Consider the following 10,493-nt stretch of genomic DNA (forward strand, 5'->3'; position numbering starts at 1 on the left):
TTTTTTTAATGATACGGCGACCACCGAGATCTACACTCTTTCCCCCGCCAATAACGGCTCGATCTACCAGGCTGGTTTCGAACAGAACCTGTACAGCGATCGCAAGGCGTTCAGGGTCGGTGACATCATCACCATCACCCTGAACGAGCGCACCCAGGCGAGCAAGAATGCCAACTCGCAGATCGACAAGAACAGCAAGACCGACATCGGCCTGAGCTCGTTTTTCGGGGGCGGCCTGAGCACCAGTGATCCAGTGGGCAGCGGTAGCCTGAGTCTGGACGTCGGTTATGAAGGTGACCGCGCCACCAAGGGCGACAGCAAGTCCGGCCAGAGCAACAGCCTGACCGGTTCGATCACCGTGACCGTCGCCGACGTGTTGCCTAACGGCATCATCGCCGTGCGCGGCGAGAAGTGGCTGACCCTGAACACTGGTGATGAACTGGTGCGGATTGCCGGTCTCGTTCGCGCCGATGACATCGCCACCGACAACACCGTGTCGTCGACCCGCGTCGCCGATGCACGCATCACCTACTCGGGCACCGGCGCGTTTGCCGATGCGAGTCAGCCAGGCTGGTTCGACCGTTTCTTCCTCAGCCCGCTGTTCCCTTTCTAGGTGGTCTTCCCGGTGAGCATGTTGAACTTCAAACACCTGATGGTGGGCGCCCTGTTGCTGACCGCAGCCTTCGACGCTCAAGCCGAGCGGCTGAAGGACATCGCCAGTATTTCTGGCGTGCGTTCCAACCAATTGATCGGCTACGGCCTGGTGGTCGGGCTTAACGGCACCGGTGACCAGACGACCCAGACTCCGTTCACCCTGCAGACCTTCAACAACATGCTTTCGCAGTTCGGCATCAAGGTGCCGGCAGGTTCGGGCAACGTGCAATTGAAGAACGTCGCGGCGGTATCGATCAGTGCCGACTTGCCAGCGTTCGCCAAGCCGGGTCAGCAGGTGGACATCACCGTGGCGTCCATCGGTAACTCCAAGAGCCTGCGCGGCGGCACCTTGCTGTTGACGCCGCTCAAAGGTATCGACGGCAACGTCTACGCCGTCGCACAGGGCAATCTCGTCGTTGGCGGTTTCGATGCCGAAGGGCGTGACGGTTCGAAGATCACCGTCAACGTTCCGTCGGCCGGTCGCATCCCTGGCGGTGCATCGGTCGAGCGTGCAGTGCCAAGCGGTTTCAATCAGGGCAACAGCCTGACCCTGAACCTCAATCGTTCGGACTTCACCACCGCCAAGCGCATCGTCGACAAGATCAACAACATGCTTGGCCCTGGCGTCGCTCAGGCCATCGACGGTGGTTCGATCCGTGTGACTGCGCCACTCGATCCGAGCCAGCGGGTCGACTATTTGTCGATCCTCGAAAACCTCGAAGTCGACCCGGGTCAGGCGGTGGCGAAAGTCATCATCAACTCGCGCACCGGCACCATCGTGATTGGCCAGAACGTCAAGGTTTCTCCGGCCGCCGTGACCCACGGCAGCCTGACCGTGACCATCACCGAAGACCCGATCGTCAGCCAGCCCGGCCCTCTGTCCAACGGGCAGACGGCGGTCGTGCCGCGCTCGCGAGTCAACGCCCAGCAAGAAGCCAAGCCGATGTTCAAGTTCGGCCCGGGCACCACTCTCGACGAAATCGTCCGTGCGGTGAATCAGGTCGGCGCGGCACCGGGTGACTTGATGGCGATCCTCGAAGCGCTGAAGCAGGCCGGCGCGTTGCAAGCCGATCTGATCGTGATCTGAGGACGGCGACCATGGATATGCGCAAAAGCGGTCTGGTCAGCAGCAGCGATTCGGGCTCCTACTCGGACCTGAACCGCCTGAACCAACTCAAGGTCGGCGACAAGAACAGCGATGCGAACATGCGCAAAGTAGCGCAGGAATTCGAGTCGCTGTTCCTTGGTGAAATGCTCAAGTCCATGCGCTCGGCCACCGAAGCGCTGGGCCAGGACAATCCGCTCAACACACCGGCAGCCAAGCAATACCAGGAAATGTACGACCAGCAGTTGGCCGTTTCCATGTCCCGCGAAGGCGGCGGTATTGGCCTGGCGGACGTGCTGATGCGCCAGATGTCGAAGAACAAACCGATGGCGCCGGGTGAGGCCGCGGCAGCGTCTGCCGCCAAACAAGCTGCGGCGAAAGCCGCCGTGGAAACGCCGATTGCCGCCGGTACGGTCGCCACCAACGGACCGCTGTCGCGTCTCAATGGTGAGCGCCCGTTGTGGGCTTCGCGCTCGGTGAAGACGCCGGCAAGCGCGGGCGAGGGGGCTCATCGCAATGACATGGCACTGATCAATCAGCGGCGTCTGGCATTGCCACCGAAACTGGCCGATCGTTTGCTCGCCGGGCTGGTGCCGTCGGCATCGACCGCTGCAACAACCGCCACAACGGCGCAGAACAGTATCCAGGTGCCGCAGGGCACCAAGACGGGTTCCGGTTCCCTGTACAACGGTGATTGGCTGGCTTCGCAAACGGACACGACCTCCAGCGGGCGTATGCAGATTTATGGGCGTGCCATGGCTCAAATACCCCTGGCGCCGGCGAAGAAAGCCTTCAGTTCCGCCGACGAATTCGTCAACACCATGCTGCCGATGGCCAAAGAAGCTGCCGACCGTATCGGTGTCGATCCGCGTTACCTGGTGGCTCAGGCTGCCCTGGAAACCGGTTGGGGCAAATCGGTCATGCGCGCCCAGGATGGCAGCAGCAGCCACAACCTGTTCGGCATCAAGGCCAGCAGTAACTGGAAAGGCGATTCGGCGCGGGCGATCACCAGCGAATTCAGAAATGGCGAGATGGTCAAGGAGACGGCCGAGTTCCGTTCCTATGCCTCTTACAAAGAAAGCTTCCATGACCTTGTGACGCTGCTGCAAAGCAATAATCGCTATCAAGATGTGCTGAAGTCGGCCGATAACCCAGAACAGTTTGTACGCGAGTTGCAAAAAGCCGGGTATGCAACCGACCCGGATTACGCAAGCAAGATCTCGCAGATAGCCAAGCAGATGACGAGTTACCAAAACTACGCTGCGGCGGGCGCTTCCACCACGCCTCTATAGGCACAAGGCATAAGGTCTGAACCATGAGTTTGCTCAATATCGGGATGTCGGGTCTGGCCGCTGGCCAATCCTCGTTGATGACTACCGGCAATAACATTGCCAACGCCGACACCGCCGGTTACTCACGCCAGCAAACCGTGCAAGGCACCAAGGCCTCGAATCAGTTCGGCAATGTCTACATCGGCACCGGCACGACCCTCGCCGATGTACGTCGGGTCTACAACAGCTACATTGATGCGCAGCTGCAGACCACTACGTCGCTCAATAGCGACTCGGCTGCCTACGCCGGGCAGATCAGCCCGCTCGATAAGTTGCTCTCGGACAGCGGCACAGGCCTCAATGGTGCCCTGACCAAGTTCTTCGCCTCTGTACAGAACGTCAACGCCAAGCCGGGCGACGATGCTTCCCGTCAACTGCTGCTCAGCGATGCGCAGGCCCTGAGCAACCGGTTCAACTCGATCTCCAGCCAGTTGACGCAGCAGAACGCGAACATCAACGGCAACCTGGCTGACATGGCCGATCAGATCAACAAGCTGGCGACCACCGTAGCCCAGTTGAACCAGAAGATCTCCGAAGTTTCCAACGCCGGTGGCCAGCCCAACGATCTGCTCGATGCGCGCAATGAGACCGTACGCCAGTTGTCCACCCTCACCGGTGCGCAAGTGATGGAACGTGACAATAGCCTCGACATTTACCTGGGCAGCGGTCAGCCGCTGGTCATGGGCAACACTGCCAGCAAGCTGGAAGTGGTGACGAGCAAAACCGACCCGTCGCGTTCGGCCATTCAGCTCAATCGCGGTTCGAGCACCATCGACATCACCTCGGTGATGACCGGTGGCGAGATGGGCGGCTTGCTGCGTTATCGCAGCACCGTGCTGGACCCGGCCATGAACGAGCTGGGGCGTGTGGCGCTGGTCGTCGCCGATCAGATGAACTCCATCCAGGCCCAAGGCATCGACAAGAACGGTGACTTCGGTTCGAACCTGTTCAACAGCATCAACAGTGCCGCGCAAATGGCCCAGCGCAGTATCGCCACAGTTGGCAACAGCGCAGGCTCGGGCAACTTCGATGTGACTATCGAGGACAGCGGCAAGCTGACCATCAACGATTACAAGGTCACCTTCACCAGCGCCACTAACTACACCGTGCAGCGTCTGCCTGAAGGCACCGCCATGGGCGCATTCAGTACGCTGACCACGCCGCCGCCGGTGATTGACGGTTTCTCGATGAAGCTCACCGGTGGCACCGCTGCCGCCGGCGACACCTTCAAGATCACCCCGACCCGCAACGCGGCGACCACCATCAAGACCGAGATGACCGACTCCAAGCGTCTGGCCATCGCCGCACCGTTGGGCGCGGCCATCGCGCCCGGTGTCAGCGGTACGTTGACCATTCCGGCCAGCGGTCAACCGACCCTGACCACACAGTTCGATATCTATGACTCGGCGACCACCACGGTGATCCAGAACGGTCTGAAGACTTCGACGCCGGTCAAAATCGTGTTCGGCACGGCCGGTGGTACGACCCAGACTTACCAAATGCTCGATGCCCAAGGTAACGCGCTCAGCAGCGGCACTATCGTGCCGGGGCAGAACAATACGCTGAGCCTGACCATTCCTCTGGTCGACGCCGGCGGCGCCGCGATCAATGATCCGGGGCCGCCAGTCGTGCAGCGTACTGTATCGTTCGACATGACCATCGCAGGCTCGCCGGGTACCTCGACGGCGATCAACGTGACGCTCAGTCAGCCGGGTACCCTGGACAACCGCAACGGCACCAAACTGGCTGGCTTGCAAACCCAGCAGACCGTGGATACCGGTTCGGCCAGTAAAGGCATTTCCCTGACTGACGCCTACGGCAAACTGGTTGAGGGCGTAGGCGCCAAGGCCGCCCAGGGCAAGCTCGACAGTGCTGCCACCGAAGCGATCCTGGCTAACGCCAAGAGCGCCCGCGATTCGCTGTCGGGTGTCGACCTCGATGAGGAAACCGGCAACCTGGTCAAGTATCAGCAGTACTACACCGCTTCTTCGCAGATCATCAAGGCTGCGCAGGAAATCTTCAACACACTGATCAGCAGTCTTTAAGGAGTCGTAGCCCATGCGCATTTCTACCGCCCAGTTTTACGAGTCCTCTGCCGCCAACTATCAGAAGAACTTCTCCAACGTGGTCAAAAGCAGCGAAGAGGCCAGCAGCCTCGTTCGCGTCAACACCGCTGCCGATGATCCGGTCGGTGCTTCGCGCTTGCTGCAATTGGGTCAACAGGCTTCGATGCTCGACCAATACGAAGCCAACGCCACCACCATCAAGGCGACGCTGGGCGCCACCGAAGCAGTGATGACCAGCATCAATAACGTGCTGCAGCGCGCCAGGGAACTGGCCGTCGGTGCCGGCAACGCCAGTTACACCGATGCCGACCGTCAGGCCAACGCATCGGAGCTGGGGCAGATCGAAGAACAGTTGCAGAGTCTGATGAACACCAAGGACGAGAACGGCAAGTACATCTTCGCCGGCTCCAAGGGCGACACCGTGCCGTTCACCCGCAATGACGATGGCACCTACAGCTACAACGGTGACCAGGTGACGCTTGACCTGGCGATCGGCGACAACATGTCGATGGCCACCAACAGCACCGGTTGGGAGGTGTTCCAGCAAGCGATCAACACCAGCCGCAGCGAGGTCACCCGGACTGCGCCGGTCGTGGATGATGGCCGTGTCGTCCTGTCCAATGGTCAAGTGTCGTCGAGCCTGACCTACAACAGCAAATTCCGTTCGGGTGAGCCATACACCGTCGACTTCGTCAGCGGCACCCAGTTGAAAATCACCGATTCGGGTGGTAACGACGTGACCGCCGAAGCCAGTCAGGGCGGTGCGTTCAATCCGGCCACCGCAGCTGGCCAGACCGTGTCGTTCCGCGGCGTTGATCTGACCCTGAACATCAATCTGGCAGCCGGTGACACCGCCGCTGCCGTGCTGCCGGGCCACAGCTTTACCCTGGCGGCCAAGCCTGACACCTTTACGGCGACTCGCAGCCCGGGCAACCCGACACCGACTCAGGTGACTGGCAGCAGCATCACCAACCCGGTGGCTTACCACGCCAGTTTCCCGACCGGTTCGGCGGTGATGAAGTTCACCAGCGCCACCGCTTTCGACTTGTATGCGGCACCGTTGACGGCCAACAGCAAGATAGTCTCTTCCGGCACCGTAGCGGCCGGTGTTGCGACCGCCTCGGGCGTGAGTTTCAACCTGTCCGGTGCACCAGCGGCAGGCGACCAGTTCAGCGTTGCGGTCAACACTCACGAAACCCAGAACATTCTGGACACCGTGAGCCAACTGAAAACGGCGCTGAACACGCCAACCAATGGCGATCCGATCCTGACCCAAAAGCTGCAAGCCTCCCTTGCTTCGGGCATCGGCAACCTGGCGAGCGGCAACGATCAGTTGTCCAGTGCGCTGAGTTCGGTGGGCGGTCGCGGTTCAGCGCTGGATACCCAGAGCGATACCAATCAGAGCCTGGTCCTGGCCAACTCCCAGACCCAGTCGGCGATCCGCGATTCCGATCCGGCCGAAGTGATGACTCGCCTGACCTTGCAACAAACCATGTTGCAAGCGTCGCAACTGGCCTTCAGCAAGATTGCTCAACTGGGCTTGTTCAACAAGATCTAAGCCTGTGTCTGTCGAGCTGCCAACCGTCTTTTCCTAAGCGGTTACGAAGCCTCTGCCTGAAAGGGCAGAGGCTCACCGCTCGAGAGTTTCGTCGTGAATCAACACCCTCTAGTCAGTATCGTCATCCCCGCCTTCAACCCGCGCTTCTTCAGCCAGGCGCTGGAAAGTTCGCTCGCTCAAACCTATGAGAACGTCGAAATCGTCATTTGTGATGATTCGTCGTCCGACGAGATTCGCGACATCGTCGAGTCGTTTGCCGACCCAGTGCACACCGTTCGTTACCTGCGTAACCCCAAGCGTCTCGGCCTGCAAAAGAACCTGCTGCGCTGCGTCGAAGCAGCTCAAGGCGAGTTCATCAAAGTACTTTGCGATGACGACCGTCTGTTCGCGCCGAGCATTGCCCTGCAAGCCCAGGTGCTGATCGATCATCCCGAGGCCACCCTCGTTTGCGCCCTGCGGATGATGAGTGATGCCAACAACTTCATCTTGCCCCCACGGATCGATAACTGCCGTTTTTCGCCCATCGATTCATTGCTCAAGGGCGATGACATGTTGGCGATTTTCGAGAGCACGCCGAAGAATTTTATCGGCAACTTCAGCTCGACGCTGATGCGCCGTGCCGATGTGCTCGAACTGTTGCCTGCGCTGATTCAGGAAGATTGTGGCTTTGTCGCGATGCTCGATTTCGCCTTGTTCGTGTGCCTGTTGCGTCGCGGTAACCTGGCGGCGTTGAACACCGTGCAGAGCACTGAGCGTCAGTACCCGGAGCGTCTGAGCAAGACGCTCGAAATGACTCGGGCTGCCGTGCAGGAATGGGAATGGCTGGCGCAAATGCTGACAGCGCGCGGTGGCGAATCGGCACCGGCCTCGGGTTGGGTGCGCAGCGTTGAATTGAGCAAAGCCTCTGAAGAGCCGCGCCAGTGGGAAGAGTTGTGCGTTGTGCGCGTGTTGGGTAACCGCAACACCGTGGTCAATGGCCGAGTGGGCGGCAATAGCGACAGCTATGCCGATTTCTACCGCGAGTGGCTGGCGGTTCGCACATTCAACCCGGCGGAAGCACGCCACATGCCGGAACGTATCAGCCGCTGGGCTGTGCGTCCGAATCTGGTGCCGATCATCATCGACACCGAATCTGACAGCGCCGGTCTAAAGGCCACACTGGCCAGCATCGGCACTCAACTGTACGCACCGCAAGCGGTGATCGTGCTGTCCAACGCCGATTGCGATGCCGACGATAAAGTGCTGCAGTTGCCGCTTGAGGCGAACTGGTCGCAACAACTCAATGCCGTGGTGCCGCAACTGGAAGGCGCGCATTGGTTCTATCTGCTGCGGGCGGGTGACACGCTGCGCGAGTCGGCGCTGCTGGTGCTGGCCGAGCGCATCGCCGGCACGCCGGGCATGCTGTGCGCCTATAGCGATGAAGGCGCGCTGGTCGAGGGTGAGTCCCTCGACCCGGTGTTCAAGCCTGACTTCAACCTCGACCTCATGCGTTCCTACCCCTACGTCGGGCGAACACTGGCATTCGAGCGGGAGCGCTTTCTGGCAGTGGGCGGTTTCGATCCGGCTCACGGCGAACTGGCGCCGCATGATTTGCTTTGGCGTCTGGTGGAAGAGGCCGGGTTGCACACCATCGAGCACATTGCCGAGATTCAGGTGGAGTCGACTCAGACCTTTCCCGACTGGATGTCGTTGCCTGAGGTGATCGAGGGCAGTGAGGCGTTGGTCAGTGCGCACCTGGCACGCATCGGTCTGGAACACCGGATTCGCCATGAAGAGTTGTCGCTGCTCAATCGCATTGATTACCTGCACGGCCATCGACCTTTGGTCTCGATCATCATTGCTGCGGGCACGTCGCTGGCCGCGTTGCAGCGCTGCACTGAAAGCCTGATCGAAAATACCACCTACACCGAATACGAAATCCTGATCGTCGATGAAGGTCGCGGCGATTCGGCGATGGCCGACTGGCTGAGTGCGATGGCCCAGTTGGGCGCGGCGATGCTGCGGGTGCTGCGTTATGACGTGCGTTCCGGTGAAGCGGCCATTGTCAACTTCGCGGCCAGTCATGCCCGTGGCGAGTACCTGTTGACGCTCAGCCCGCGCAGCGTGATTTGCGCGGGCGACTGGCTCGCCGAACTGCTCAATCACGCTCAGCGCCCGGAAGTCGGCGTGGTGGGCGCGCGGCTGCTGGGTTCCAACGGTGCGATCGTCTCCGCCGGCCTGATTCTGGGCCTGGCCGGGCCTGCCACTTCGCCGTTTCTCGGCGAGCATGCCAGTGCGCGGGGTTACATGCAGCGTCTGCAAGTAGCGCAGAACTGGAGTGCTGTCAGCAGTGATTGCCTGATGGTACGCAAAGAGGTATTCGACAGCCTGGGTCAATTGGATGAGGCTCAGTTCAACCTGGGCCTTGGTGGTGTTGATCTGTGCCTCAAGGCGGATAAAAACGGCTACCTGATTGTCTGGACGCCTTTTGCGACCGTGATGATGGGGGACGACGCGTCGCCTGCAACGTCGCAGGCCGATGTGCAGGCGCAGGTGCTTGAACACGAAACCTTCTACAAAAAGTGGCTACCGACAATCTCCCGTGATCCGGCCTACAACCCGGCGCTGACGCTCGGCGTGGCGAGCTTCAGTCTGGAGCCTTCGCTGCGTAACAACTGGAATCCGTTCTGCCATCGCGACCTGCCGCTGATTCTCGGGTTGCCGGTCAACGAGTCGGCAATCGGGCATTACCGTGTGACTGCACCTCTGGCAGAGCTTGAGGCGGCGGGACGAGTCATTGCACGCGTGGCCTACGAGTCGCCGTCGACCGTGGAAATCGAGCGTCTGTCGCCCGACACCATTATCTTGCAAGGTCGCTATAGCGACGGCTCGGCGGCAGACATTCTGCGCATGAAGAAATACTCCAGTGCCCTGCGGATTTTCGAGCTGGACGACTACATTGTCAGCACGCCAAAAAAGAACAGCCACGCCCGCAACAAGCCGGTCAACACCGAGCAGATGTTGCGTGATGGCATAGCCCTGTGCGACCGCGTGGTGGTGACGACGCAGGCACTGGCTGATGTGTTGTCGAGCATGCACAGCGAAATTCGCGTGGTGCCCAACATGCTGCCGCCCGCGCCATGGGCGACCTTGACCAGTCAGCGCCGCACCTCGAAAAAACCACGGGTTGGCTGGGGTGGCGGTACCAGTCATACCGGCGATCTGGAGATCATTGCCGAGGTGGTCCGTGAGCTGGCCAATGAGGTGGAGTGGGTATTCTTCGGTATGTGTCCGGACGCCTTGCGTCCTTACATCCATGAATTCCATGGCACCATCGATTTGCAGAGTTATCCGTACAAACTGGCTAGCCTGAACCTCGATCTGGCACTGGCGCCGTTGGAATTCCACATCTTCAACGACTGCAAAAGCAACTTGCGGTTACTGGAATATGGCGCGTGCGGGTATCCGGTGATTTGCACGGATACCCGCGCTTACGAGGGTTTCTTGCCGTGCACCAAAGTTTTGAGCAACAGCACTGAGGAGTGGTTGCAGGCGATCCGCATGCACTTGGCTGACCCGGATGCCAGCTATCGCATGGGGGATGAATTGCGTGAAGCGGTGCATCGGGATTTCATGTTGCGTGGGGATAATCTTCAGCATTGGTTGTGGGGGTGGTTGCCGGACTGATTTTTTTAGTCTGTGTACATATCCGTTTCTGCGGTAACGGCTTCTATTGGTTTCGCTTTTACAGCGAGTCACTTTCGAAAAGCGCGAAAGTAACCAAAGCGCTCTTGCCCCTT

5 protein-coding genes are annotated in these 10,493 nt (G+C 60.0%); all 5 read left to right on the forward strand.

Annotated elements, in window-relative coordinates:
• Positions 1 to 631 precede the first annotated feature (631 nt).
• The 5 genes from PMI18_RS04240 to PMI18_RS04220 all read left to right on the forward strand — a co-directional run bounded on the left by PMI18_RS04240 (position 632) and on the right by PMI18_RS04220 (position 10,380).
• Positions 632 to 1,741, forward strand: a complete 1,110-nt coding sequence (locus PMI18_RS04240; protein ID WP_007906082.1) for a flagellar basal body P-ring protein FlgI — start codon at positions 632 to 634, stop codon at positions 1,739 to 1,741.
• 11 nt (positions 1,742 to 1,752) lie between these two features.
• The gene (gene flgJ, locus PMI18_RS04235; protein ID WP_007906084.1) at positions 1,753 to 3,051 is read left to right on the forward strand and encodes a flagellar assembly peptidoglycan hydrolase FlgJ; all 1,299 of its coding nucleotides are present in this window, start codon (positions 1,753 to 1,755) and stop codon (positions 3,049 to 3,051) included.
• A gap of 23 nt (positions 3,052 to 3,074) precedes the next feature.
• Entirely contained in the window at positions 3,075 to 5,135 is a 2,061-nt protein-coding gene (gene flgK / locus PMI18_RS04230) for a flagellar hook-associated protein FlgK (RefSeq protein WP_007906086.1), read from the forward strand.
• Positions 5,136 to 5,148: 13 nt separating this feature from the next.
• Positions 5,149 to 6,714: a flagellar hook-associated protein 3 gene (locus tag PMI18_RS04225; RefSeq protein ID WP_007906089.1), complete on the forward strand. Its 1,566-nt coding sequence runs from the start codon at positions 5,149 to 5,151 to the stop codon at positions 6,712 to 6,714.
• A 93-nt stretch (positions 6,715 to 6,807) separates the two neighbouring features.
• Positions 6,808 to 10,380, forward strand: coding sequence for a glycosyltransferase (locus PMI18_RS04220; protein ID WP_007906091.1), 3,573 nt, complete (start codon positions 6,808 to 6,810; stop codon positions 10,378 to 10,380).
• Positions 10,381 to 10,493 lie beyond the last annotated feature (113 nt).

It is taken from the genome of Pseudomonas sp. GM102, from assembly GCF_000282555.1.
Classification (GTDB): Bacteria; Pseudomonadota; Gammaproteobacteria; order Pseudomonadales; family Pseudomonadaceae; genus Aquipseudomonas.

What these genes read in the sequence shown, in the direction of transcription:
- PMI18_RS04240 (WP_007906082.1), top strand. Translation starts at nt 632, where the DNA reads ATGTTGAACTTCAAACACCTGATGGTGGGCGCCCTGTTGCTGACCGCA.
- flgJ (WP_007906084.1), top strand. Translation starts at nt 1,753, where the DNA reads ATGGATATGCGCAAAAGCGGTCTGGTCAGCAGCAGCGATTCGGGCTCC.
- flgK (WP_007906086.1), top strand. Translation starts at nt 3,075, where the DNA reads ATGAGTTTGCTCAATATCGGGATGTCGGGTCTGGCCGCTGGCCAATCC.
- PMI18_RS04225 (WP_007906089.1), top strand. Translation starts at nt 5,149, where the DNA reads ATGCGCATTTCTACCGCCCAGTTTTACGAGTCCTCTGCCGCCAACTAT.